Below are 25353 nucleotides of genomic sequence, written 5' to 3'. Positions count from 1 at the left end.
GTTCAGCCAGCCTCGGCCCGGGCAAGCTCGCGGAAATCGCGGATGCCGAGCTCCAGCAGGCGCGCCTCCGAGCGCAGGAAATTGCGCACGTTCGGGGCGAACTGGCCCGGCAGCACGGTCGGCAGAATGCGGTCGGTCGCCACCGTGACGACGCGCTCGATGCCGGTATAGAGAACCGTCGCCATGCCCGCGGCCAGGGATCCCGTCTCCTGCGGATCCTGGTCCATCTGCATCACCAGCAGACCGATGACCGGCTGCGCCGCCCGGACGCGGTTTTCCATCATCCGCTTGTCGCGCTGGTCGGACATGCTGTTGCGCAGGTGGAGGACGGCGGAGTTCTTGTGCCAGAAGCCGTGCAGCGCGGTCACGAATTCCAGGCAGTGCGCATTGAGGGTCTCGTCCGGCCAGCGCTCGCGCAGATGACCCAGATAGGCGGTCTCCGCCTCGACCATCACCGGCTCAAGGATGGCGAGCAGCAGCTCCGTCAGGTCGGTGAAATAGAGATAGAGCGAGGTCATGCCCAGGGAGGCCTGGCGCGCCACCGCGCTCAGCGAGATCGAGACCTCGCCCGGCGCGGCCAGCAGTTCGTTGGCCGCCGCCAGGATGCGGTCGCGGGTCAGACGCCCCTTGCGGCCCAGGCGCTGGCCGTTGAGGTTATGGCTGTTCGGCTTGGCGACCGTGGAAGATCCGCGTTTCGCTTTTGCGACGCTCGCCGTCTCGCCCGACTCCACCCCTGAAATCTCCTTCGTGCCTAAGCGGCGCGCCATGCAATCAACTTGGTCTCAAGAAACTCTTCAATGCCCTCTAGTCCCCATTCGCGGCCGATGCCACTGGCCTTGTAGCCGCCGAACGGCACGTCGCCGGCGATACACATGCCGCCATTGACGCTGATGGAGCCCGAGCGGATGCGCTTGGCCACCCGCAGGGCGCGGTCGAGATCGGCCGAACACACGCCGCCGGACAGGCCATAGGCGCTCTCGTTGGCGATGCGGATGGCGTCCTCGTCATCCTCGAACGGAATGACCACCAGCACGGGTCCGAAGATTTCCTCCTGGGCGATGCGCATGTCGTTGGTGACGTCGGCGAAGCAGGTCGGCTCGATGAAGAAGCCGCCACCCTTGTCCGGCCGGGCGTGGCCGCCGGCGATCAGGGTGGCCCCTTCCTGCTGGCCCAGCGCGATATAGGACAGCACCCGCTCCATCTGTCGCTTGGAGATGACCGGACCCATGATGTGCTTGGGGTCGTCGAACACGCCCCAGTTTTCGCCAAAGCTGGCGTACGAATGCTTGAGGATGGCCTTGGCCTCCTCATAGCGGCTCCTGGGCACCAGCAGGCGCGAATGGACGGCGCAGCCCTGGCCGGCGTGGAACACCAGCATGGCGGTGGCCACGTCCATGGCGAAGTTCGGGGCGTCGTCGAGCACGATCTTGGCCGACTTGCCGCCCAGTTCGAGGAACACGCGCTTCAGGGTCGCCGCGCCCTGCTCCATGATCCGCTTGCCGACCCCGGTCGAGCCGGTGAAGGAGATCAGGTCCACGCGCGGGTCCTTGACCAGCATCTCGCCGGCCAGGGCCGGATCGGCGCCGAAGACGACGTTGATCACGCCGGGCGGGAAGCCGGCCTCCAGGGCCAGCTCGCCGAAGATCGCGCCCATGCCGGGCGTGTCGGGGGCGGGCTTGAGGATCAGGGTGCAGCCCGCCAGCAGCGCCGCGACCACCTTGCCGACATTGACGTAGAGCGGCACGTTCCACGGCGTGATCGCGGCGACCACCCCGATCGGCTCGTACACGGCCTTGCGGACGGTTTCGAAGCCGTAGCCGATGCGCGAGCCGTGGTCCTTTTCCCAGCGCACCTGCGGGAAGACGGCCAGATAGTCGTCCCAGCCCTCCAGCGCCATGTCGACATGCGCCCGGCCCACCGCGCCCCAGGCGGCGCCGGCTTCGATCCGGGCCAGGTCCGACAGGCGGTCCTTGTTGGCCTCGAACAGCGCGCGCAGCTTTTTGACCAGGGCCACGCGCTTTTCGATGTTGGTCGACCAGTCGGTCTGGTCGAAGGCGCGGCGGGCCGCCACGATCGCCGCCTCGACATCGGCGGCCGAGGCGTCCGCCGCTCGGCCCACCGTCTCGCCGGTCCAGGGACCGATGACGTCGAAGGTCTTGCCGCCCTCGGCGCCGCGCAGCTCACCGTCGATGAAGAGTTTCGCGTCGGGGAGGCTCGTCATGGTGATCGTCTTCCTATCGAACTTCGGTACTGGCCGGTGGCTCTAGCGCCGGCTGCCGCTGAGGGTGACCATGCCGATGTGCAGATCGGCCGGGGTGTCGAGCACCGCGCGGAACGCGTCGGTCACCGACCTGTAGTGCGAGATCGGACGCTCACGCAGGTTGAGGCCGACCTTGGCGTTCTCCTGCGCGAACCGCACGGCGACATCCATCGGCCAGCTCGTGCCGGTCTTAGTCTCGTCCATCATCTGGCCGGCCCGGACGACGGTGACCCGCACCCCGTCACTCTCAAGCTCGCGGGACCACATGTCGGATATGAACTCCAGGCCCGCCTTGCCGCCGGCGTACATCCACAGCATCGGCATCCGCACATGGACGGACTCGCTGGTGACATTGATGATGTGGCCGCTGCCGCCGAACAGCGGCAGGGCGGATCGCGCGCAGAAGATCGGACCGGCTAGGTTGGTGGTCAGGGCGCCGAGCACCTGGGCGTCGCTGGCCTCGGCCAGGGTGAAGGGCTCGAAGATCCCGGCGTTGTTGATCAGCACGTCGATCTTGGGATGGCGCTGCGCGATCGTCGCGAAGGCGGCGCGGACCTTGTCAGGATCGCTGACGTCGCACTCGACCGCGAAGTGCGGCGCGCCCAGCTCGTCGGCGACGGCCTGGACCTTGGCGAGCGTCCGGCCGAGCAGCACCACCGTGTCGCCATCGGCGGCCAGGCGGCGGGCCAGAGCCCGCCCCAGTCCATCCCCCGCCCCGGTCACTACGACGACTTTGCCCACGATCCGCCCTATTATCTGGCTTGTTGTACGCTGCTAACTGCGCCCGCCGCCCGGTTCGCGACAAGAGGGGGGCGTATCGCGGCGGCGATGGTTCGGACGATCAGCCGGCGGGCCGCGCGAAATCGGCCGGATAGACCGAAAGGTCGCCGTCGTAGGCGATGCCGCCGGGCCAGAATTCAGTCCCGCTGATCTTCCTGAAATAGTGCACCGTGCGGGCGAACGACCCGGCCGAGGAGCGTTCCTGGAAGGCCACGCCGCTGGGGCTGATGCCGCGGGCGCGGGCGCTGAAATCCTTGACCGTGAAGAGTAGGTCGTCGGTCTGCTGGGCGCAGAACACCAGATCGCTGCCCGGGCAGTAACGCCTGGGCTCGATCTGCAGCGGCGACAGCCGGCCGCGCTTCATGGCAACCTTGCCGGGCACGCGCGTGACCTCGGGTCCATGCACCTCGTTGTACCACTTGTGGTACTCGGCCTCGCGCCCCGCCACGAAGTTGGCCAGGATGATGCTGACCCCGGAAAACGCCTTGTCCTTCTGGTGGTTGGGGCTGGAAACCCAGTCCGAATAGAGGGCGTAGCTGTGGATGCGCTCGCTTTCGTCGCTGTCGTCGATCAGGCCGGCGTCGCGCGCCTCGGCCAGCAAGGGGCCCAGGGCCGGCAGGTCGATCTCGGGCGCGGCGTAGTCGAACTCGTAGACGCTCAGGAACCGCCAGGGCTGGGGGATGTCGGGCATGATCTGCTCGCGCGTCACCTCGTAGCGGTCGGCCGAGACGAAGCCGCGAAGCCGGCTCAGATCCTCCAGATGCTTGCCGTCGAACCATTGCGCATAGGCGGCCTCGCCGCCGGCCGGCACGTTGTGCAGATGCAGGGTCGTATGCAGGCTCATTCCACTCTCTTCCGACCGACGCGGTTTGAGGCACCCTAGCATCGCCGCGGACGGCGGAGCGCCAAACCCATATCGCTGCCGCGTTGTTGACCGGTCAGGGAGCCTGCACCACCCTTGCGCGGCCTTTTGCAGGAAGACCGCCATGGCCGCCTCCGCGCCCGCCCCGCCTCGTTTTGCGCTGTTCCGGAGCGCGGACTCCCGGGATTTCGAGCAGAGCGGCATCATGTCCCAGGGCGCGCCGACGCAGATCGAAATGGCCGGCGCGGTGGCGGCCGTCGACGCCGGCATGCTGGAGGGCACGACCGTGCGCCTGCTGTTCGACCTTCCCGGGCTCAGCCTCACCCACGCCTGGTTCAAGAGCGGCTTTCCCCTGCCGCGCCACACCCACAATGTCGATTGCCTCTACTACATCCTGGCCGGCGCGCTGCGGATCGGGATCGAGGACTTGGGCCGCGGCGACGGGTTCTTCGTCGGCGCCGGGGTTCCCTACAGCTACCTCCCCGGGCCGGAGGGCGTGGAGGTGCTGGAGTTCCGAGGATCCAACAGCTTCGACATCAGGTTGATGGCCGACAACCCCGCCTTCTGGGCCAAGGCGGTCGAGAGCGTCGAGCGCCGCCGCGACGGCTGGGCGAAGGAGAGCCCGCCTTCGCAATCAACGCCCGGCTCAGCCTGACGGCAGCAGGTCCAGGTACGGCCGGGTCAGGCGGGACTCGGCGCTTTTCCAGCTCCGTCGGCGAAGCCCGGCGCGGCGGTCAGATTCGGAAGCCGCGCATCTGGTTGCCGCCGTCGCACAGGATGACCTGGTTGTTGACGAAGCTCCCCTCCTCCGAGGCGAGGAAGACGCCGAGGTTGGCGATGTCTTCCGCCGTGCCCTGGCGCTTGACCGACTGCATGCCCTTCAGCCGCTGCCAGTTGTCGTCGGCGACGCCGTCGCGGGCGGCCTCGGTCTGCATCAGGCCCGGCGCGATGCCCACGCAGCGGATCTCGTCGGCCCCGAACTGCATCGCCATGGCGTGGGTGAAGACGTTGAGCGAGGCCTTGGTGATCCCATAGGCGGTCGCCGGATTGTAGCTGGCCATCGACGACTTGTTGATGATCAGCCCCTTGGCCCTGGCGAGCGCCGGACGCAGCGCCTCGGCCAGCAGCAGCGGGCCGATGGTGTTGACCGCGAAGAAATACTGCCACTTGGCCTGGCCGAGCCCGAAGAAGCCGCGGGCGATTTCCCCCGCGTGCAGGCCGGCGTTGTTGATCAGCACGTCGAGCCGTTCGTGCCGGGCCAGGATCTCGCGGCCGAAGGCCTCGATCTCGGCCTCGACGGCCATGTCGAGGCGATGGAACGACGCGCTGCCGCCGACCGCCTCGACCAGGCGCTGGCTCTCGGCCAGCCCGGCCTCATTGATGTCGGCCAGGATCAGGTGCGCGCCTTCGCGGCCGAAGGCCAGGGCGTAGGCCCGGCCCAGGCCGCCGGCCCCGCCCGTCACCAGCACCGTCTTGCCCGAAAAACGCTTGGTCATGCTCAGCGGTCCTTATGGGCTAGGTCAGCCGCGTGAAGGTGACGCGCGAGATCCGCCAGCCCTCGGGCGTGCGGCGAAACGCGTCGGCGTAGCGGCCCATCACCACGTCCACGCGCCCGCCTTCGCGGCGCTTCAGGTGGGCCATCACGGTCCAGTCGCCGGTGGCCGTGTCGCCGGTGATCTCGATCCTCGGCGAATGGACCATGTGCAGGACCCATTCCGAATTGCCGGCGATCGCCGTACAGAGGAAGCCGCCCAGCGCGTCCACGCCCAGCATCGGCTCATAGCCGTAGTCGGCGACGACGTCGGGCAGGAAGATCGACCCGAAGGCCGCCAGCGCGCCCTCAGGATCGCCCGCGGCGCGATCGGCGGTGGCGCAGTAGAGCGCCTTCAGGTTCTGGATGGCCAGGACATCGTCGGCCAGCGTCGTCATGCCTCGGCCTCCAACCGCTTGATCACCGCCGCCTTCAGGTCGGCGGTCTTGATCTTGGCGCTGCCGGTCAGCTGCAGTTCGTCCTCGCTGAAGAACAGGACCCGGCGCGGCGCCTTGTAGCTGGCCAGCTCGGCCTTGGCGAAGGCCTGCACCGCCTTCTCGTCCAGCGCCGCGCCCTCGTGCGGCACGATGCAGGCGACGACCAGCTCGCCCAGGGTCTCGTGCGGCACGCCGACGGTCTGGGTCACCTTGACGCCCGGGCACTGCTTGAGGACCGTGTCGATCTCGATCGGCGAGACGTTGGCGCCGCCGGTCTTGATGATGTCGTTGAGGCGGCCTTCCCAGTAAAGACGGCCGGCCTCGTCGACATAGCCGCCGTCGCCGGTGCGGAAGAAACCCTCGGCGTCCAGCGTCTCGTCCAGCGGCGTGCCGATATAGCCCAGCATCAGGGTCGGGCCCTTGACGGCGATCTCGCCGCGCTCGCCGACCGGCACGATCTCGCCGGTCAGCGGATCGACGATCTTGAAGACGCCGCCCGGCTGCGGCTTGCCGCTGCTGCCGGCGATCTCCTCGTCGGACGTGCCCGACGGATAGATGGCGCTGATCGTGAAGGTCTCGGTATTGCCGTAGGCCGCCATCGGCTCGCGCCAGTCGGTCCTGACGGTCGGATGGCGGCCGAGCGGCGTCCTGGCGTCGACATATTTGAGCGCGGAGAGGTCGACCTCGTTCCAGTTCGCCGCCGCCTCCAGCTGGGCCCACTGGTGCGGCCAGGCGACGGCCATGGTCGCCTTCTCGGCCTCCATCAGGGCCAGCGCCTCCTCGGGCTGGAAGGTGGCCTGGAGGACCAGGGCGCCGCCGCTCGACAGTCCGCCGCCGATCGCCATGCCGAAATTGCCCGACCAGAAGAAGCCGTTGGCCGACCAGATCCGAACGTCGTCGCCGGCCGCGTAATAGCGCTTCCAGCGCCAGAGCTGCAGAGTGACGCCGCGGTGGGCGCTCAATATGCCTTTGGGCTTGGCGGTCGATCCGGACGAAAAGAACAGCACGCCGGGATCGGCGGGCGTCACGCTCGCCGCCGCCGCCTCCACCAGCGCCTGGGAGACCGCCTCCCCTCGCGACAGGAACCCGTCCCAGTCCTCGATCGCCCCCTCGCCGTCCCCGACCGCCGCCCCGATCGCCACGACGTGGCGCAGGAACGGAAACTTCAGCGAGGCGAGACCGCCGGGCGTGGTCGAGGCGATGGACGGCTCCAGCCCCGTCACCATCTCGGCGAAGTCCTTCTTCAGGACCCGGCGTTCCAGCAACAGCACCGAGCAGGCCGAGGACCGCAGCAGGTGCTCCAGCTCGGCCGGCGTCGAAAAGGTGCTGAGCGTCGTCGCCACCCCGCCGGCCAGCGCGACGCCGAAGACGGCGGACAGGAATTCCGGCCGGTTGGTCATCAGCACGCCGACCCGGACGCCCTTGCCGACGCCGCAGGCCAGCAGCGCCCGCGCGACCGCATTGGCCCGCGCCCAGAGCTCGTCATAGGTCCAGCGGACAACCCCGCCGGCCTCGTGCAGGACCAGCGCCTCACGCGGCCCGAAGCGCTCGGTGACCTCGCGCAGCCAGCCGCCCAGGGTCAGCGCGCCCAGGCCCTCCTCCTCCGAAAGAGGAGGGCCCGAGATGATGGAAAGCGGCCGATCGTTCATGTCACGCCTATCCTGCCGATTACTTCAATGGCAGCTCGACGTCGGCGGTCGACTTCACCAGCACCGTGCCGTCCTGGTTGGAGAGGGTCAGCACCACCCGCACCAGCGGCATGCCCCATTCGGTGACCTCCCGCTTCTCGACCACTTCGGCGTCGAAATAGGTGACGTCGCCCTCGAAGGCCGGGCCGCGGAAGTCGGACTTGATCCAGCGGACGAAGCCGTCGTGCCCGGCCCAGAAGGCCAGATAGTCGGTCGCCCAGGCCTGCATCGTCGCGCCATAGCCGTAGGAGCGGCTCATGCCGACCTCGCCGGCCTTCTTGTCGTCGACGTGGCCGCGCGACGGGCCGAGATAAAGGCCATCCCGCTTGCGCGGGTCGATGAACGCGCCTTCCTCGTCGAACCCGAAGCCCTCGGCCCAGCCCGGATCCTGGTAGACCCACGGATCCTTGACGCCTTCCGGGGCGACCCAGTCGAAGCTGCCCCAGATGTTGAACAGGAACGCCCGATATTCGGTCGCGAAGCTGGCCTTGGTGTGCGGGCCGATCGCCCGGCGCTGCAGCTTGTCGCCGACCTGGACCTCTTCCCAGCGCGGCGAGACGCCCATGCGGTTGGACATCAGCCAGTCGAACCGGACCTTGTCGACCACGGCCAGTTCGGCCGCGCTCCAATCCTTCATCTCGCCGATCATCGCGTCGTACATGCCGCGCTTTTCGGCCTCTTCCTTCAGGTAGCGGATGGCGGTCGATCGCGCCTTGGCGACCAGCGACCCGTCCTGCTTGTAGTGCCGGGTGTCGCCGCGCGAGAACATGGTCGGCCCGGCGAACTTGGTGTCGGTGACCTTGTAGTCGTGGAAACGGCGTTCCTGCGTCAGGTGATCGCCCGGCTTGATGCGCGTGCCGTAGTACCACCATTCCTCGCCGCCGAAGATCAGGTGGGAGTCCTTGATGTAGCCCACGCAGGCCGGCGCGCAGCCGTGGCCATAGTCCATGGCCACGGCGATCGACTGCGGCGCGACCAGGCCGCCGAACTTGGTGCTGGCTGCGAAGGTCGGGTCCCAGTGGATGGGGTTGGGATAGTCCATCGCCATCACCCAGCGGCGCAGGTCGCTCGAGGCGAGCGGATCGCGGACCTGCCCCCCGCCGATCAGAACGCCGACGCGGGGCTCGACGTCCGAAAGGTCCATGATGACCGGAGTCTCGGTGTCAGACATGTGTTCAGCCCCTCTTAGCGGTTAACGTCGACGAGGACGCGACCGCGCACCTTGCCGTCGAGCAGGTCGGCGGCGGCGTCGATGGCTTCGCCCAGGCCGATTTCGGTGGCGATCACGTCCAGCAGGGACGGATCAAGATCGCGCGCCAGCCGGGCCCACGCCGTCAGGCGCGCGGCCTTGGGCGCCATCACGCTGTCGACCCCGAGCAGGCGGACGCCGCGCAGGATGAAAGGCATGACCGTGGCCGGGAAGTCCGCGCCCTGCGCCAGGCCGCAGGCCGCGACGGCGCCGCCGTAGCGGGTCTGGGCGCAGGCGTTGGCGAGGGTGGCGCTGCCGACTGAGTCGACCACGCCCGCCCAACGCTCCTTCTGCAGCGGCTTGCCGGGCGCGGAGAGCTCGGCGCGGTCGATGATCGCGTCGGCGCCCAGTTGCTTCAGGTAGTCGGCTTCCGACGCCTTGCCGGTCGAGCCCACGACGGTGAAGCCCGCCTTCTTCAGCAGCGCCACCGCGACGCTGCCGACGCCGCCGGTCGCGCCGGTGACCAGCACTTCGCCCTGCTCCGGCGACACGCCGGCCTTGACCAGGGCCTCGACGCAGAGGGCGGCGGTGTAGCCCGCCGTGCCGATCGCCATCGCCTGCCGCGGCGTGAACGCCGAGGGCAGCGGCACCAGCCAATCGCCCTTCAGGCGCGCGACCTGGGCCAGGCCGCCCCAATGGGTTTCACCCACGCCCCAGCCGTTCAGCACGACCTTGTCGCCGGCCTTCCAGTCGGGATGCTGCGACTCGCGCACCGTGCCCGCCAGGTCGATGCCCGGCGCCATCGGGAACTTGCGCACCACTGGCGAGCGGCCGGTGATGGCCAGGCCGTCCTTGAAATTGAGGGTCGAGAAATCGACGTCGATCGTGACGTCGCCGTCCGGCAATTGGCTCTCGTCGATCTGGGTCACGGCCACCGTCTGGCCCGCCTCGGTCCTGTCGATCAGAATGGCTGAAAACATTGTGCCTCACCTCGGGTCTTGCAGGGCGGCGTCCTCCGAGCGAGGCGCGATCACCTCGTCCTGGCCGGAGGGCCACGGTGCAAATTCAGGCTCGACACTTCCTATTATCGCCCGCCCCGGTCACCCAAAATCACCGGCGGAGACCGATTCATCGCCCCCCCGCTACACGGCGCGGATCGGACGCTTCTGCCCCCGGCTGTCCGGTCGCGGCGCGGGCACCAGGGCGGCGATTTCGGGGAATTTCTCCTCCCGCATCGTCCCGTAGAGCGAAAGCCGGACGCTTTCCAGGGCGAAGCGGCGGGCCAGGGCGCGTCGCTCGTCTTCGGTCTTCTCGTGCGACTTGGCCCAGACCGGCCACAGGAAATTGCCCGCCAGCAGCATGAGCGAGAAGACCTCGCTATCGATGCCGGCCTTGGCCATGTCGGTCTGGGCGAAGCGCCGGAACGAGCCGGCATATTCGCGCCAGAACGGGTCCTGGGCGGGCTCGTCGGAGGCGAGCAGTTGCAGGAACCAGATGCGGCACAGCACGGGATTGTCGACGGCGAAGTCCGCCAGGGTGGTCGTCAGCCGCATGATGTCGACTTCCTCGAGACGCCGTCGCATCGCGGTCTCGGGATCGCCGAAGGCGGCATGGAACAGCTGGTCCGACACCGATTTCGTCGTCGCCAGCACCAGGTCTTCGCGGGTCTGGAAATGCTGGTAGGCGGTGCCGCGGTTGATGCCCGCCAGGCTGGCGACGGCGGAGACGCTGATCCCTTCGAGCCCATCCTGGGCCAGCAGCGCGCGGGCCGCCGCCAGGATCACCTCGCGCGTGGCGGCGGGGTCGCGGGGACGACGCGTGCGGCTCTTGGTCAAGGCGTCACCCCCCTCTTTCGGAACGCGGACGGTCAGGACGAATATCCTCCGTTTTCAAGGGACAACGTCCTGAAACGCCCCGCTTTTATGATCATTGCGGGGAGAGCCTCAAGAACATCCTTCCGGTCCTGCGGGCGCGCCGTCGCCGGCGCCGGTTTTCTGCGTCTTCAGCCGATGCGATCCGGAGAGATCTGATCGGCTTTCGTCCAGCGCGGTTCGGGCGCGGCCACCCGCGAGGGCTGAAAAGAAGAAGGGCGCCCATCCGGCGGGATGGGCGCCCCAAGAGGACCTGTCTTAGAAGCTATAGCGCAGGCGGGCGCCCACCGTCAGCGGCCGCCCCAGCGAGCGATAGTCGAAGCCGGTCGAGCTATATTGCCCGGCGACGTAGGTATAGTACCGCTCGCGCAGCAGGTTGGTGACGAACAGCGCCCCGTCGACCTTGGAGCCGGCGATGCCGGTCCAGTTCAGGTTGAGGTTGACCAGTTCGAATGACGGGATCTTCGCATAGGGATTGAAGGTCGCGCCGGCCAGCGACGGGTCCTTGTTGTAGGGCATCAGGGCCAGATAGTCGGACGAGAAGGTATAGGTCGCCGAAACCTCGACCTTGCCCATGCTTTCCGGCGCCGGCAGGCGATAGGTCGCCGTCGCCGAGAACTGGTGCTCGGGCGAGAAGGTCGTCGGGAAGCCCTTCAGGGCGGCGGTCGTGCCGCCCAGGATGCAGACGCCGTGGAACGACGGCCCGCCGCCGCAGCCGGCGTCGCTGGCCGTGATGGGATCCGACACCTCGTCGAAGTTGCTGTTCAGATAGGTGTAGGAGGCGCTCAGGGTGAAGCCGTCGAACAGTTGAGCGTTGGCGTCCGCTTCGACGCCGTAGATCGTCGACGCGCCGACATTGACGATCGCGGTCGTTCCTACGCCGCCGGCCGGGAGCAGGCCCTGCTGAATCTGCTGGTTGCGGAAGTCGTTGTAGAAGGCCGAGACGTTGAAGGTGCCTGGCACGCGGCCCTTGAAGCTGGTCTTGGCGCCGATTTCGTAGGTGTCGACCTTTTCGGGCTCGTAGGTGTAGCCGCCGCGCACGCTGGCGATGTTGACGCCGCCCTGGCGATAGCCCCGGCTATACTTGCCGTACAGCAGAACGTCCTCGACCGGATGATAGTCGAGGCCCAGCAGCCAGGTCGGGGCCTTGCTCTTCTGGCGCATGTTGACGACGCAGTTGGCGGGGTTGCCGGCATAGGCCAGGGTGGTGTCCGCACAGGCGATCGAGGTCGGGGCGACCAGGTCGTTGGCCGTGGACGCATTGCGGCCGCCGGTCACGATGCCGTCGCCGCCGACGCCAGTCGGATTGAAGAAATAGTTCACCGACTGCATGACGCCGGTCGACTCGTCCCAGGTGTAGCGGATGCCGCCGGTGACGCTCAGTTTCTCGATCAGCTTGAACGTGCCCTGGGCGTAGAGGGCCTTGTTCTCGAACTCGGTCGAGCCGAGGGCCCGGTTCACCACGCCGCGCGAGATCAGGGTCGCAGTGGACTGGGGAAGGCCGCTGGCGCGGGCGACGATGTAGTTGGTGTCCGCGCACCGGAACTGGGTGGGATCGGTGCCGAGGGAGCTGTAGTCGCACAGCAGTCCGCTGATGGACTGCCCGCCCTGGGTCCCGGAAGGCTTGCTGTGCTCGTAATAGGCGCCGCCCTGCCAGATCAGCCGGTTGTCGAACGCATTGCCCTGGAGCTGCAGTTCCTCGATGAAGCTGTCCTGGTCGACCGTGGGCGTGCCCGGGACGACGCCGGACATCTGCACGATGTAGCGATTGGGGCTCGTGCCCGGGCTTCCGCCGGCCGCCCAGGGAGAGCCGAACAGGGTGGTGGTGATGTCGGCGATATCCCAGTCGGTGCCGACGATCGGGCTCACCAGCGTCGATTTGAGGTTCGAGAACGCCAGGATGTTCTTGACCGTCAGGTTATCGGTGGCCTTCCAGGTCGTGGTGTTGATGGCCTGCCACTGCTTGATCGCACTCTGCGGATTGGGGATCGAGTTCTGGACATCGTAGAACTTGCCGCCCGACGGCAGCGAAGCCCCGCAAAGCTGCCGGTTGACGCTGGGCAGGGATCCGCCGGCCGGATTACAGGCGAAGAGTTGCGACGCGGTGCCGTTGTTCTTGGAGTCGGTATAGCTCAGGACCGTGTAGTTCTCGATGTCGGCCGGCAGGTCGATGACGAAGCTGGCCCGCGCGGCCGTGTAGTCGACGTCGGAGAACTTCTTCGGTCCGACCAGAGAGACATTGTTGAAATAGCCGTCGCGCGTCTGGCGATCGATGCCGAAACGGGCCCGGACCTTTTCGCCGATCGGGAGGTTGAGCACGCCCTGCAGCCGCTTCATGTCGAAGTTGCCCACCGAGCCTTCGATATAGCCGCCGAAGTCATAGCTCGGGCGCTGCGGCACCAGCAGAACCGCGCCGCCCGTGGTGTTGCGGCCGAACAGGGTGCCTTGCGGTCCCCGCAGGACCTGGACGTTCTGCAGGTCGAAGAAGCTGCCGGGACCGGCGCCGTCGCCCGAGGTGACCGGGGTCGCGCCGCGCGGCGCCACGACGTCGGCGAAATAGACGCCGACCGACGGGGTCGTGCGCAGTTCCTGCGTGAAGCCGCGGATCGTGAACGAGGCGTTGTCGGAACCGAAGCGCTCGTTGGAGACCAGGCCGGGGGTGGCCAGGGCCAGATCGGAGGCGTTCACGACGTTGGCGTTGGCCAGCACCCGCGGCGTCAGCACCGCGATCGAGATCGGAACGTCCTGGATGTTTTCGTCGCGACGGCGGGCGGTCACGACGATCTCGGTCAGGCTGTTGGACGCGGCTTCCTGGGCCGCGGGCGCGGGGGCGGTTTGCGCCAGCGCCGACATCGGCGCGAGCAGCGCCAGAAGACTGACGCCCTTCAAAGCATTGGCGGCAATTGCATTCACGGTATGACCTCCCCTTTTTGACCCGTCGGAGGACATCGCTGATGCAATGCTACGACCGCGGGCGTTATTTCCTCCATCCTCACGTCCGGAACGGCGTTAGGATAGGGCTCCATCTCTGCGTCTCGGCAGATATCGCCGCGGCGTTGCCGGCGCGGTCCCACCTCAGAACTTGGCGCCGAACGACACGCCCCAGGTCGTCGGGGCGCTCCAGATCGACCCGATGCCCAGCGTGTTGGACAGCACCTGGGTGCGGTAGCGCTGGTTGGTCAGGTTGTCGCCGAACACGGCGAATGTGTAGCGCTCGGACGGGTCGACCCACTGGGCTCGCAACGCCAGGACTTCATAGCCGGGCTGCACGAACTGCCTGGATGAATCGAAGTAGAATTTCGAGGTGTAGTAGAGATTGCCGGACACGGTCAGCTGACCCTCAGCAACCGGCCGATGGTAGTTCACGCCGATATTGCCCGTGAAGTCCGGCGCTCGCGGCATCTGGTAGCCGCTGGAGTCGTTCACCGTCTGGGTGATCGAGCCCGGTCCGATCGCGCCGCAAGCCAGGGCCGCGACGGCGCCGGTCGGGTCGCAATAGCTGTAATAGGCGGCCGCCGGGAACGAGCGATAGCGCGCGTGGGTGTAGGCCGCGCCGAGGTTCAGGTCGAAGGCGTCCGAAAGCCGGTAGCGCGCCGATCCTTCCAGGCCGTAGATCCGCGCCTTGGCGGCGTTGGTGATGTCCGCCAGTCCGCTCTGGAAGCTGGAGACCTGCAGGTTCTTGTAGAAGTAGTAGTAGCTCGCCAGGTCGAACGACAGACGCCCGCCGTCGTACTTGTAGCCGGCTTCCAGGGCGTCGATGTCCTCGGGCTTGATCTGCTTGGTCGACTGGCCGCCGACATTGAGGATCCCGGCCTTGTAGCCCTTGCTGTACGAAGCATAGAGGCTCGACGTGTCGGTAGGCTTGTAGCGGAGCACGACCCGCGGCGTCAGCTTGTTGGTCGGATAGTCCTCGGCCGGAACCTTGGTCTGGACGAACTGGATCCGGTAATAGGCGTCCTTGACCTCGTCATGGCCGTAGCGCGCCCCCGCCGTCAGGAAGAGCTTGGGCGAGATCTCGTAGGTCAGGTCGACAAAGGCCGCATAGGAATAGGTCGTCGTGCTCGACCCGCCGAAGGGCATGTAGGGCGGCGGGCTGAAGGCGGCCTCGACGATGTAGGTGTCGCGGTTGCGGAAATAGTAGAGGCCGGACGTCCATTGCAGGGCGGCGCCGGGCTTGGAGGTGAACAGGAACTCCTGGGTGAAGGTCCGGTTTTCGATGCCCAGATAGATGTTGAAGAGATTGATCGCTGTGGCGTCCAGGTCCCCCAGATTGACCGCGGAATCCTTGCGGTACTGGGTGTAGGAGGTCAGGTCGGCGAAGCCGAGATCGGCCCGGACCGTGCCCTGGAAGGTGTCGGACGTGTTGGTGAAGCTGTCGGGGGCCGCCGGGTCCACGGCCACCTGGCCCGGCTTGGTCGCATAGGTCGCCGCCGGGGCGTAGAAATAGACCAGCTGCTGGTTGGCGGTGCTGTTCGTGCCATAGGCGGCCGCGGGGACCCGCGAGAGCATGCCGGAGCCGCCATCGCGGTCGACATAGGCGTTGGTCAGCAGCAGGGTCGGGTCGTCGGTTTTCGAGTGGCCGTAGCGCAGCAGGACCGAGACGGCGTCCGAAACCTCGGCCTTCAGCCCGGTGCGGATCGACCAGTTCTGGTAGGCGCCGACCTTCTTGTCGCCGTCGACGGCGTTGGTGAAATAGCCGTCGCCCTTGCGCAGCTGGCCCTCGACGTCGAAAGCGACCTTGTCGCTGAGGCCGACGGTGGCGTAGCCCTGGTAGGTCTGGGCGTTGAACCGGCCATAGCTGGCCTTGAACTGGCCCGCGGTCGCGGTGCTCGGATCCGCCGTGGTCACCAGGATGGCGCCGCCCGTCGTGTTGCGGCCGAACAGGGTGCCCTGCGGCCCTTTCAGCACCTGGATGCTCTTGACGTTGGTCAGGTCGAAGGCGGTCGACTCTGGATTGGCGACGTAGAAGCCGTCGACATAGATGCCGACATTGGGTCCGCCGCCGGAGGTTGTGACGGCGGTGCCGACGCCGCGGATGGTCGGCTGCGAGAAGCTGCCGGAGCTGTCGAAGCGCAGCGCGGGGGTCAGGCGCGGAATGTCCGACAGCTGGATCACGTTGGCGGCCTGCAGCTGGGTGGCGGCGACGGTGGTGATCGAGATCGGAACGTCGCGGGCCCGCTCGTCGCGGCGCTGCGCCGTCACGATGACCGCATCGACGGCGCTCTGCGCGCTGGCCGCCTGGGCCAGGGCGGCCCCGGGCGCGAAGCCCAGGACGGCGGCGAGCCCAAAGATCGAAGTCATGGTCCGGCTGGAAAAGGACTTCATGTTTACCCCCTGCGCGCTTATTTTTATTTTTGCTGCATTCCGGATCGACATTCTTTGCCGATCGTCTTCAGTCTGGCCGCGTCTAGACCGCTCGCCGAGGGCTAAGCCATCAGCAACTTCACTCGTGAATACATAGCGGTCTTGATTACGCGATGCCTACCCGCGGGTAAAGAAGAGCGCGGCTTCCGGCGCGTATATCGCCCGAGCGATCGAGCTCGGGTCGACGGCGGCAGCCTGCTGTAGGTCGCCGATCAGGCCTGCTTCATGTGGAAGACGGTCAGCTTGTTGCCGTCCAGGTCGCGGAAATAGGCGCCGTAGAAGCCGTCCGGATCCGGGCCGCGCACGCCGGGAGGGCCCTCGCACTTGCCGCCCAGTTCGATCGCCTTGGCGTAGACCGCATCGACCAGCGCGCGGCTGGAGGCGAAAAAGCCCATCTGGCTGCCGTTGCCGACCGTGGCTTCGCCCGCGAACGGCTTGCCGATCAGGAACATCCCGCCCTCCGCGCCCTTGTAGGCGGCGAGATCGGGCCGTTCGAACGCCAGAACCGCGCCCAGCATCTGGGCGATCGGATCATAGAAGGTTCGCGCCCGCGCCAAGTCGCGAACGCCATATCGCCCAACGGTCAACATCTCTCTTCTCCCAGCGGCTGGAGGCTCATCGCCCGCCCATCGCGGCCCAGCGCTCGGGGACCATCCAGACATATTCGGTGTAGTGGCCCAGCCACGGCCGGGTATCGACATAGACGAACTCCAGCAGGCCCGGCGTGTCGCCCTTCAGCACCACCGGGAACGGCTGCTGCTCGACCCGGGCCATCAGCGCCGCGAAGTCGTCGACCACATGGCAGACATGGTGGAACGACAGGCTGTCGTCCGCGGGCAGAGCGTCGCGATAGATGGCCAGGACGTCGCCGTCCTTGGGCTGGATCAGTTCGTAGTTCAGATCGCCGACCCAGACGAAGGCCAGCTTCTGCACGCCCGTGCCCTCGCCCTTCGGGGTCCAGACCTGGACGGGAACCTCGATCTCCATCAGCGCGCGGACGTCGGCGTACTGCTTGAATCCGGCGACCGCCTTGTCGACGTCTCGCGTCACATAGGCGTTCTGGTAGTGGCGACCGGTGCTCATGGCTCAGCCCTCCCGCGCGACGTCGTATTGCGACAGGTAGCGCTCGAAGCGCGGCGCCAGCGCCTCGACGGACAGGCCGTACTGCTCCAGCGCATATTCGTGCTTGCCGAACTTGCCTTGCGGGTTCTCGTCGAGCCAGGCCTGCATCGCCGCCTCGGCCTGCGGCGTCAGCGCGTCGCCCAGGTCGGCGTAGAGCCTGCGGATCGCCCCCATCGGATCGCGGGTGATGTCGGCATAGTGGATGTCGACGATCCGGTCGTGGCCGAGCTTTTCCCGGGTGTCCATGATCCGGTCGAGATGCAGCTGGGCCTGGTGCGGACAGTCCTCGCCCAGCCATTCGTAGTCGATTTTGCCGGTATAGCCCCGGTGGGCCATCGACAGGATGCTGCAGAACGAGCTGGTGGCGGTGAACGGGTCGCGGTGGGCCCAGACCAGCCGCGCGTCGGGATAGACCGCCAGCAGGGTCTCCAGCCACAGGGCGTGGCTCGGCATCTTCAGGTTCCAGATCCCCGGCGCATCGGCCTGCAGCAGTTGCAGGAAGCGCTTGTGGTACTGGTAGGTCGAGGTCATGTCGGTCGACAGCAGCCAGTCGCGATAGGCCGGCAGCTTGCCCCGGGACTCATAGGCCAGACCCTTGAAGTCGTGCATCATGAAGAACATGCACTCGTTCGGGTAGACCGCTGAATTGCGATAATATTTTCCCATTTCCGGATGGGCGGCGAGCATGGCCTTTTCCTGGGCCAGCTTGGCCAGGGCGCGCGGGTCGGTCTTCAGCGTCGCCGTCGTCGGGGGCGGCACCGGCTCCTCGATCTCCCAGGTCAGGGCCGAGCGGCGGGCCGGGTCGCAGGCCAGCAGGTTGCTGAGCAGGGTGGTGCCGGTGCGCGGCATGCCGAACACGAACAGGGGGCGCTCGATCGAGCGCTCCAGCAGCTCCGGGCGCTGGGCCAGATAGTCGGTGGTCGACAGGCGGTCGGCGAGCATCTGGACGAGATTGCCGCTCATCCGTTCGATCAGCGGCTCGGGATGTTCACTGGAATTGTAGTCGGCGACGAGGACGTCGAGCCCCTCGCGATAGGACTCGGAATCGAACCGGTCCAGCCCGGTCTTCTTCATGGCCTGTTCGATCAGCGCGTCGGCGACGAGCGGCTTGCCCATAGCATTCCCTCCCACGTTCTCATTTTGCGGGCATCATGGGCAGCACGCCGGCACGCGCCAACGCGGATGGATGTCGTTATCCGGACGATCTATCGATATCGGGCCACAAGCCCTCAGGCGGGCTTTCGCAGCTGGCTCTGGCGAAACCGCAGCGGCGTGACCCCCGTGGCCCGGCCAAAAGCGTAGGAAAAGCTTGAGGGCGACACGAAGCCGAGGGCGAAGGCGATCGACTTGATGCTGTCGTCGGAGATCAGCAGGCGCTTGGCCATTTCGATGCGCGTCTGGGCGATATGGTCGCCGATGGTGCAGCCGCGGCTGGAGCGGAAGCCGCGCGTCAGCTGGCGGACGGACAGGCTGCAGAGCGCTGCCAGCTCCCCGAGCGACGGCGGCGCCCCGCCGCGCTGGAGCCGCTCGTCGATCAGGCGCAGCCGCCACGAGGCCAGGCCGCCCATGATGTGTCCCTCGGCGATGGCCTCGCAATAGCGCGCGACCTCGATGGCCAGCTGGCCGGCGATCATTTCGGCCAGGGTCGCGCTGCCGGTGCCGCCGCGATAGGCTTCCTGGGCCAGGCGGGCGAGGCAGGAACGGATGTGGGGGTGGACGATGTCGAGGCCGCCCTCAAGGCGGCGGTCGGTCCATTCCAGGCCGCCGTCCAGCCAGCGGTCCACCGCCTGGGCGTGGATCTCGCAGACGATCGACGCCTGGTTCTCGCCGGCCTCGGTGCGCACGTGCAGGGCCTCGCCGGGGGGAATGAGGATGATCTCGCCCAGCCGCTCGAAGCGGTGGGGTCCCCAGCGCTCGAAATAGCACCCCCTCGCCTTCTCCGGGCGCGGCGAGAGGCAAAGGTCGAGCCAGTAGTGTTCCTCGCGCCGGAAGACGTGGTTGGTCGGCTGGGCGTTGGAAAAGCTCATGATGCGCGCCATCCCGTGGGGGATGGCCAGCTCCGCCTCGAAGACGGTCGCGGTAAAGGTATCGGACTGCACTGCGTCGCCCTCCCCTGCGGGATCCCGCGCGTTCGCCTTTGGCCATCTGACAGCAAAATGTCTCGATGTCGATAGCCAGGTCAATTGCGACCGGCCCGGCTCTCCTGGACATTCGAGGCCACGGATCGGCCCGGCGGAACCAGGGCGCGACGGGAGGATGCAGATGGCCAAGGGTCTTTTCGATTGCACGGGCAAGGTGACGCTGGTCACCGGCGGCAACAGCGGCATCGGCCTGGGCTTCGCCCGGGGCGTGGCCAAGGTGGGCGGCGACATCGCCATCTGGGCGCGCAACGCCGAACGCAACGCCGAGGCCGCCAAGGAGCTGCTGGACTGCGGCGCCGGCCGGGTCGAGACCTACCAGGTCGACGTCACCTCCGAAGACCAGGTCGTCGCCGGCTACGAGCGGCTCATCGCCGACATGGGCCGCGTCGACTGCGTCTTCGCCAATTCGGGCCGCTCGGCCAAGCAGCACGCGCTGCTCGACATGCCGACCGAGGAGTGGCACGACCTCCTCAACCTGAACCTCCACGGGACCTTCTTCACGCTGCGCGAAGGCGCCCGGGCGATGGTCAAGCGGGCCGAGGCCGGCGACCGCGGCGGCAGCCTGGTGGGCTGCGGCAGCCTGTCGATGTTCCAGGGCCTGCCCGGTCGCCAGAACTACGCCGCCTCCAAGGGCGCGCTCGGCGCCATCATTCGAGGCATGGCGGTCGAGTTCGGCAAGTACAACATCCGCGCCAACACCATCGCGCCGGGCTTCATCGTCACCGGCATGATGGCCGGCGCCGAGCATGTGATCGACATGTTCTCGCAGCGCACCCCGATCGGCCGCGCGGGCTATCCCGAGGATTTCGAAGGCGTCGGCGCGTTCCTGGCCAGCGACGCCTCCTCGTTCGTGACCGGCGAAACCATCACCGTCGACGGCGGCTACATGGTCCGACCGATGTGACCCGGAAAGACAGCGCCATGCACCTCCTCAACATCCATGACGTCAACGACGTCCGGCTCGACAGCTACGAGCGGCCCGAGCCCGGCCCGCGGGACGTGGTCGTCAAGATGAAGGCCTGCGGCATCTGCGGCAGCGACCTGTCCTACATCAAGAACGGCGGCATTCCGGGCCCCGGCAAGCCCACGGCGCTCGGCCATGAAGGCGCGGGCGAGATCATGATCGTCGGCGCCGAGGTCCAGGGCGTCGCGGTCGGCCAGTCGGTCATCATCAATCCGATGATGACCCCCAGCTTCATCGGCAGCGGCGGCCCCGAGGGCGCCTTCACCGAGGAGCTGCTGGTGCGCGATGCGCGGCTGGGCGACAGCCTGCTGCCGATCCCCGAAGGCATTCCCTACGACGTCGCGGCCATGTGCGAGCCGCTGTCGGTGGCGCTGCACGGCGTCAACCGGGCCCAGGCCAAGGCCGGCGACAAGGTCGTGATCTTCGGCTGCGGCCCGATCGGTCTGGGCATGGTGATGTGGGCCGTCGACCGCGGCTGCCAGGACGTGATCGCCCTCGACCTGGCCGAGGAGCGGCTGGAGCGGGCCCGGGCCCTGGGCGCCCACACGATCAATCCCGGACGCGAGAACGTCGCCGCCCGCATCAAGGAGATCCATGGCACGCAAATGGTGTTCGGCCGCGAAAAGTCCGGCACCGACGCCTATATCGACGCCGCCGGCGCGCCCTCGATCCTCAGCGACGTGGTGGCCCTGGCCAAGACCCATGCCCGCCACGTCATCACCGCCGCCTACCTAAGGCCGATCGAGCTTCCGGCCGGCCAGATGCTGACCACGGAAATGACCATCACCACGGCCGTGGGCTATCCCACCGAAATGCCCGACGTGATCGCCGCCATGCCGCGCCTGCGCGACAAGATCGCTGGGCTGATCAGTCATACGCTGCCGTTTGACCGGGTGCTCGAAGGCCTCAACATCGCCGCCACGCCGCAATCGGCCAAGGTGATGATCGCGTTCGAGGGAGCCGACTGATGAGCGCCGCCGACAAGCAGACGCCCCTCGGCGCGCTGGTGATGGCCGGCCAGGGTCAGACCGAAGCCGAGGCGATCACCGACACCATCTTCATGGTCAAGGACATCTCCAACGCCTATCTGGTGACCACCGGCGACGGCGACCTGCTGGTCAACACCGGCTTCATCGGCAATGGCGAGCGCAACAAGGCGCTGTTCGCGCCGCATCGCACCGGCCCGCTGCGCCGCATCCTGCTGACCCAGTCGCATGCCGATCACTACGGCGCGCTGCCCGAACAGAAGGAAGCCGCCACCCAGGTGATCGCCGGGGCGGGCTTCACCGAGACCGCCGACTATTTCGATCGCCTTGCGCCGTTCCTGGGTCGCCGGTCGGGCAAGCTGTGGGCCTCGATGACCCGGCGCAGCGGCCCGCCGCCCGTACCCCCCGTCGTGACCCCCGATCTGGAGGTGGCCGACGTCCACCGCTTCGAGCAGGGCGGACGCCGCTTCGAGGTGGTCAAGACGCCGGGCGGGGAGACGCTGTGCGCGGTGTTCGTCTGGATGCCGGACGAGCGCACCGTGTTCACCGGCAACCTGTTCGGGCCGGTGTGGCGGGCCATGCCCAACCTGGTCACCATCCGCGGCGACAAGCCCCGGCTGGTCCGCGCCTATCTCAAATCCGTGGAGGCCGTTCGCGCCCTGGCGCCGGAGCTGGTGATCACCGGCCATGGCGAGCCGATCCGCGGGGCCGACAAGATCCGCGCCGATCTCGACACCATGCATGTCGCGGTCTCCTACCTCGAGCGCGAGACCATCGCCGGCATGAACGCCGGCAAGACCGTCCATGAGCTGATGAACACCATCGTCCTGCCGGACACGCTGAAGATCGGCGAGTTCCATGGCAAGACCTCGTGGGTGGTGCGCGCCATCTGGGAAGAGAACGCCGGCTGGTTCCACTTCGAGGACGGCACGACCGGGCTGTACGGCTCGCCGCGGTCGTCGGTCGACAGGGACATCGTCGAACTGGCCGGCGGCGTCGGGCCGCTGGCGGGGCGCGCCAAGGCGCGGGTCGACGGCAACGAGCCGCTGAAGGCGCTGCATCTGGTCGATATCGCGCTTGCGATCGAGCCGGCGAACGCCGAGGCGCTCACCGTCCGGAAGGCCGCGCTCGAACAGCTGGCGGCCGCCAATCCGGGCTCCAACCTCAGCCAGACCATGTGGTTGAGGGCCGAGATCGCCGACGCCGAAAGTCGGTTGGCGGCCAACCAGGGGACCTGACGGATAGCCGGGCTAACTCGGCCCTAAGAAAGCATTGATTGCAGGCGCCCGCCCGTTCCGGTCGAACCGCCTGCGGAGAACCGAACCCATGAAGACACTGACCCACCTGGAGCGGCTCGAAGCCGAGGCGATCCACATCATGCGCGAGGTCGTCGCCGAAACCGAGAAGCCGGTGATGCTCTACTCGGTCGGCAAGGACTCGGCCGTGATGCTGCATCTGGCGCGCAAGGCGTTCTATCCGTCGCCCCCGCCCTTCCCGCTGCTGCACGTCGATACGACGTGGAAGTTCCGCGAGATGTACAAGCTGCGCGATCGCATGGCCCAGGACAGCGGCATGGAGCTGCTGGTCTACCAGAACCCCGAGGCCATCGCGCGCGGCATCAACCCGTTCGACCACGGCGCGCTGCATACCGACATGTGGAAGACCGAGGGCCTGAAGCAGGCGCTCGACAAGTACGGCTTCGACGCGGCCTTCGGCGGCGCCCGGCGCGACGAGGAGAAGTCCCGCGCCAAGGAGCGCATCTTCTCGTTCCGCACCGCCACCCACGGCTGGGACCCCAAGAAGCAGCGCCCCGAACTGTGGAACCTCTACAACGCCCGCAAGAACAAGGGCGAGAGCATCCGCGTGTTCCCGATCAGCAACTGGACCGAGCTGGACGTCTGGCAATACATCCAGCTGAACGACGTGCCGATCGTGCCGCTCTATTTCGCCGGCAAGCGCCCGACCGTCGAGCGCGACGGCATGCTGCTGATGGTCGATGACGATCGCTTCCCGCTGCGTCCCGGCGAGGTTCCGGTGGAGCGCTCGATCCGCTTCCGCACGCTGGGCTGCTATCCGCTGACCGGCGCGGTCGAGAGCACCGCCTCGACCCTGTCGGAGATCATCCAGGAGACGTTGCTGACCACGACCTCGGAACGCCAGGGCCGTGCGATCGACAAGGATGCCGGCGGCGCCGGCATGGAAAAGAAGAAGCAGGAAGGTTATTTCTGATGGCGACCGCCACTTCCGGCCAGCAGGACAGCGTCTACCAGACCGACGCGCTGATCTCCGAGGACATCGACGCCTATCTGCAAGTCCATCAGCACAAGACGATGCTGCGCTTCATCACCTGCGGATCGGTGGACGACGGCAAGTCGACCCTGATCGGCCGGCTGCTCTATGACAGCAAGATGATCTTCGAGGACCAGCTGGCGGCGCTGGAAGCCGACAGCAAGCGAGTCGGCACCCAGGGCCAGGAGATCGACTTCGCGCTGCTGGTCGACGGCCTGGCCGCCGAGCGCGAGCAAGGCATCACCATCGACGTCGCCTATCGCTTCTTCTCGACCGACAAGCGCAAGTTCATCGTCGCCGACACCCCCGGCCACGAGCAGTACACCCGCAACATGGTCACCGGCGCCTCGACCGCCGACCTGGCGGTGATCCTGATCGACGCCCGCAAGGGCGTGCTGACCCAGACCCGCCGCCACTCCTATCTGGCGCACCTGATCGGCATCAAGAACCTGGTGCTGGCGGTCAACAAGATGGACCTGGTCGGCTACGACCAGGCCAAGTACGACGCCATCGTCGCCGACTACACCGCCTTCGCCCAGAGCATCGGCATCACCGCCTTCACGCCCATGCCGATCTCCGGCTTCAAGGGCGACAACATCACCGACCCCAGCGAAAACACGCCCTGGTACAAGGGGCCGACGCTGATGCAGCATCTGGAGACGGTCGAGGTGGGCGTCGCCACCGACCAGGCCAAGCCGCTGCGCATGGCCGTCCAGTGGGTCAACCGGCCCAATCTCGACTTCCGGGGCTTCTCCGGCCAGATCAGCAGCGGAACGGTCAAGCCCGGCGACGCCATCCGCGTGCTGCCCGGCGGCAAGACCTCGACCATCAGCCGCATCACCACCCTGGGCGCCGACCTGGACGAGGCGGTGGCCGGCCAGTCGGTGACGCTGTCCTTCGCCGACGAGATCGACTGCTCGCGCGGCAACGTCATCGCGGCCGCCGACAGCCCGCCCGAGGTGGCCGACCAGTTCGAGACCACGCTGGTCTGGATGGACGACGATCCGCTGATCGTCGGCCGGTCCTACTGGCTGAAGCTGGGAACCCAGCTGGTCTCGGCGACCGTTCACCAGCCGAAATACCAGATCAACGTCAATACGATGGAGCATCTGGCCGCCAAGACGCTGGAGCTCAACGCCATCGGCGTGGCCGAGCTGGCCACCGACCGCCCGATCGTGTTCGAGCCCTACGCCGCAAACCACACGCTGGGCGGCTTCATCCTGATCGACAAGATCACCAACGCCACCGTGGCCGCCGGCACGCTGCACTTCAGCCTGCGCCGGGCCCAGAACGTCCACTGGCAGGCCACCGACATCAGCCGCGAGGCCCACGCCAGCCTGAAGAACCAGAAGGCCAAGGTGCTGTGGTTCACCGGCCTGTCGGGCTCGGGCAAGTCGACCATCGCCAACGAGGTCGAAAAGCGCCTGGCCCTGATGAACCGCCACACCTTCCTGCTCGACGGCGACAACATCCGCCATGGCATCAACAAGGACCTGGGCTTCACCGAGGCCGACCGCATCGAAAACATCCGCCGGGTCGGCGAGATCGCCAAGCTGATGGCCGACGCTGGACTGATCGTGCTGACCGCGTTCATCTCGCCCTTCCGGGCCGAGCGCGACATGGTCCGCGCCATGCTGCCCGAGGACGAGTTCATCGAGATCTTCGTCGACACGCCGCTGGAGGTCGCCGAGGCGCGGGACGTCAAGGGCCTCTACAAGAAGGCGCGGGCGGGCGAGCTGAAGAACTTCACCGGCATCGACAGTCCGTACGAGCCGCCCCTGCAGCCGCAGATCCGGGTCAACACCGTCGAGATGACGCCGGAGCAGGCCGCCGAGTACATCATCCGCCAGATCATGCCGCTCAAATGAC

At 67.2% G+C, this 25353-nt stretch carries 22 protein-coding genes; 6 read left to right on the top strand and 16 right to left on the bottom strand.

The window, feature by feature from the left end:
* Positions 1 to 2 precede the first annotated feature (2 nt).
* The 4 genes from ACIPQB_RS13240 to ACIPQB_RS13225 all read right to left on the bottom strand — a co-directional run bounded on the left by ACIPQB_RS13240 (position 3) and on the right by ACIPQB_RS13225 (position 3884).
* Entirely contained in the window at positions 3 to 767 is a 765-nt protein-coding gene (locus ACIPQB_RS13240; RefSeq protein WP_446485706.1) for a TetR/AcrR family transcriptional regulator, read from the bottom strand.
* Positions 752 to 2221 (bottom strand): aldehyde dehydrogenase family protein, encoded by a 1470-nt coding sequence (locus ACIPQB_RS13235; RefSeq protein WP_446485705.1) that lies wholly within the window; start codon positions 2219 to 2221, stop codon positions 752 to 754. Before ACIPQB_RS13235 ends, ACIPQB_RS13240 begins: the two co-directional genes overlap by 16 nt.
* Positions 2222 to 2263: 42 nt before the next feature.
* A complete protein-coding gene (locus tag ACIPQB_RS13230; protein ID WP_446485704.1) occupies positions 2264 to 3001 on the bottom strand; it encodes an SDR family oxidoreductase in 738 nt (245 codons plus the stop codon).
* Positions 3002 to 3101: 100 nt separating this feature from the next.
* Positions 3102 to 3884 (bottom strand): hypothetical protein, encoded by a 783-nt coding sequence (locus tag ACIPQB_RS13225; RefSeq protein WP_446485703.1) that lies wholly within the window; start codon positions 3882 to 3884, stop codon positions 3102 to 3104.
* A gap of 142 nt (positions 3885 to 4026) precedes the next feature.
* On the opposite strand from ACIPQB_RS13225, the gene ACIPQB_RS13220 reads away from it, so the two are divergent.
* Positions 4027 to 4557, top strand: coding sequence for a cupin domain-containing protein (locus ACIPQB_RS13220; RefSeq protein ID WP_446485702.1), 531 nt, complete (start codon positions 4027 to 4029; stop codon positions 4555 to 4557).
* A 79-nt stretch (positions 4558 to 4636) separates the two neighbouring features.
* On the opposite strand, the gene ACIPQB_RS13215 is transcribed toward ACIPQB_RS13220, so the two are convergent.
* The 12 genes from ACIPQB_RS13215 to ACIPQB_RS13160 all read right to left on the bottom strand — a co-directional run bounded on the left by ACIPQB_RS13215 (position 4637) and on the right by ACIPQB_RS13160 (position 19203).
* Entirely contained in the window at positions 4637 to 5398 is a 762-nt protein-coding gene (locus tag ACIPQB_RS13215; protein WP_446485701.1) for an SDR family NAD(P)-dependent oxidoreductase, read from the bottom strand.
* A 19-nt stretch (positions 5399 to 5417) separates the two neighbouring features.
* The gene (locus ACIPQB_RS13210; protein WP_446485700.1) at positions 5418 to 5831 is read right to left on the bottom strand and encodes a nuclear transport factor 2 family protein; all 414 of its coding nucleotides are present in this window, start codon (positions 5829 to 5831) and stop codon (positions 5418 to 5420) included.
* Positions 5828 to 7519: a class I adenylate-forming enzyme family protein gene (locus ACIPQB_RS13205; RefSeq protein ID WP_446485699.1), complete on the bottom strand. Its 1692-nt coding sequence runs from the start codon at positions 7517 to 7519 to the stop codon at positions 5828 to 5830. Before ACIPQB_RS13205 ends, ACIPQB_RS13210 begins: the two co-directional genes overlap by 4 nt.
* Positions 7520 to 7538: 19 nt before the next feature.
* Positions 7539 to 8729: a MaoC family dehydratase gene (locus ACIPQB_RS13200; protein WP_446485698.1), complete on the bottom strand. Its 1191-nt coding sequence runs from the start codon at positions 8727 to 8729 to the stop codon at positions 7539 to 7541.
* Between the two features lie 14 nt (positions 8730 to 8743).
* Positions 8744 to 9727 (bottom strand): acrylyl-CoA reductase (NADPH), encoded by a 984-nt coding sequence (gene acuI / locus ACIPQB_RS13195; protein ID WP_446485697.1) that lies wholly within the window; start codon positions 9725 to 9727, stop codon positions 8744 to 8746.
* A 162-nt stretch (positions 9728 to 9889) separates the two neighbouring features.
* Entirely contained in the window at positions 9890 to 10582 is a 693-nt protein-coding gene (locus ACIPQB_RS13190; protein ID WP_446485696.1) for a TetR/AcrR family transcriptional regulator, read from the bottom strand.
* A 294-nt stretch (positions 10583 to 10876) separates the two neighbouring features.
* On the bottom strand, positions 10877 to 13531 hold the full coding sequence (locus ACIPQB_RS13185; protein ID WP_446485695.1) for a TonB-dependent receptor: 2655 nt from the start codon (positions 13529 to 13531) through the stop codon (positions 10877 to 10879).
* 162 nt (positions 13532 to 13693) lie between these two features.
* Positions 13694 to 15943, bottom strand: coding sequence for a TonB-dependent receptor (locus tag ACIPQB_RS13180; RefSeq protein ID WP_446485694.1), 2250 nt, complete (start codon positions 15941 to 15943; stop codon positions 13694 to 13696).
* A gap of 251 nt (positions 15944 to 16194) precedes the next feature.
* Positions 16195 to 16572 (bottom strand): VOC family protein, encoded by a 378-nt coding sequence (locus ACIPQB_RS13175; RefSeq protein WP_446485693.1) that lies wholly within the window; start codon positions 16570 to 16572, stop codon positions 16195 to 16197.
* Positions 16573 to 16597: 25 nt separating this feature from the next.
* Positions 16598 to 17065: a VOC family protein gene (locus tag ACIPQB_RS13170; protein WP_446485692.1), complete on the bottom strand. Its 468-nt coding sequence runs from the start codon at positions 17063 to 17065 to the stop codon at positions 16598 to 16600.
* Between the two features lie 3 nt (positions 17066 to 17068).
* Positions 17069 to 18220 carry a sulfotransferase family protein gene (locus ACIPQB_RS13165; protein WP_446485691.1) on the bottom strand — a complete coding sequence of 384 codons (1152 nt, stop codon included), beginning with the start codon at positions 18218 to 18220 and terminating at the stop codon, positions 17069 to 17071.
* A 113-nt stretch (positions 18221 to 18333) separates the two neighbouring features.
* Positions 18334 to 19203 (bottom strand): helix-turn-helix transcriptional regulator, encoded by an 870-nt coding sequence (locus tag ACIPQB_RS13160; RefSeq protein WP_446485690.1) that lies wholly within the window; start codon positions 19201 to 19203, stop codon positions 18334 to 18336.
* A 163-nt stretch (positions 19204 to 19366) separates the two neighbouring features.
* Between ACIPQB_RS13160 and ACIPQB_RS13155 the strand changes: the two genes are divergently transcribed.
* From ACIPQB_RS13155 to cysN, 5 genes are all read left to right on the top strand, one after another.
* Positions 19367 to 20149, top strand: coding sequence for an SDR family NAD(P)-dependent oxidoreductase (locus ACIPQB_RS13155; RefSeq protein ID WP_446485689.1), 783 nt, complete (start codon positions 19367 to 19369; stop codon positions 20147 to 20149).
* Between the two features lie 17 nt (positions 20150 to 20166).
* Positions 20167 to 21177, top strand: coding sequence for a zinc-dependent alcohol dehydrogenase (locus ACIPQB_RS13150; RefSeq protein ID WP_446485688.1), 1011 nt, complete (start codon positions 20167 to 20169; stop codon positions 21175 to 21177).
* On the top strand, positions 21177 to 22433 hold the full coding sequence (locus ACIPQB_RS13145) for an alkyl sulfatase dimerization domain-containing protein (RefSeq protein WP_446485687.1): 1257 nt from the start codon (positions 21177 to 21179) through the stop codon (positions 22431 to 22433). The genes ACIPQB_RS13150 and ACIPQB_RS13145 overlap by 1 nt, the downstream gene beginning before the upstream one ends.
* Positions 22434 to 22521: 88 nt before the next feature.
* Entirely contained in the window at positions 22522 to 23424 is a 903-nt protein-coding gene (gene cysD / locus ACIPQB_RS13140; protein ID WP_446485686.1) for a sulfate adenylyltransferase subunit CysD, read from the top strand.
* Complete coding sequence (cysN, locus tag ACIPQB_RS13135) at positions 23424 to 25352, top strand: sulfate adenylyltransferase subunit CysN (RefSeq protein WP_446485685.1); 1929 nt, start codon at positions 23424 to 23426, stop codon at positions 25350 to 25352. Before cysD ends, cysN begins: the two co-directional genes overlap by 1 nt.
* Position 25353 lies beyond the last annotated feature (1 nt).

The sequence above is a fragment of the Caulobacter sp. LARHSG274 genome (assembly GCF_052871235.1).
This window is presented reverse-complemented; position numbering and strand designations above follow the sequence as displayed.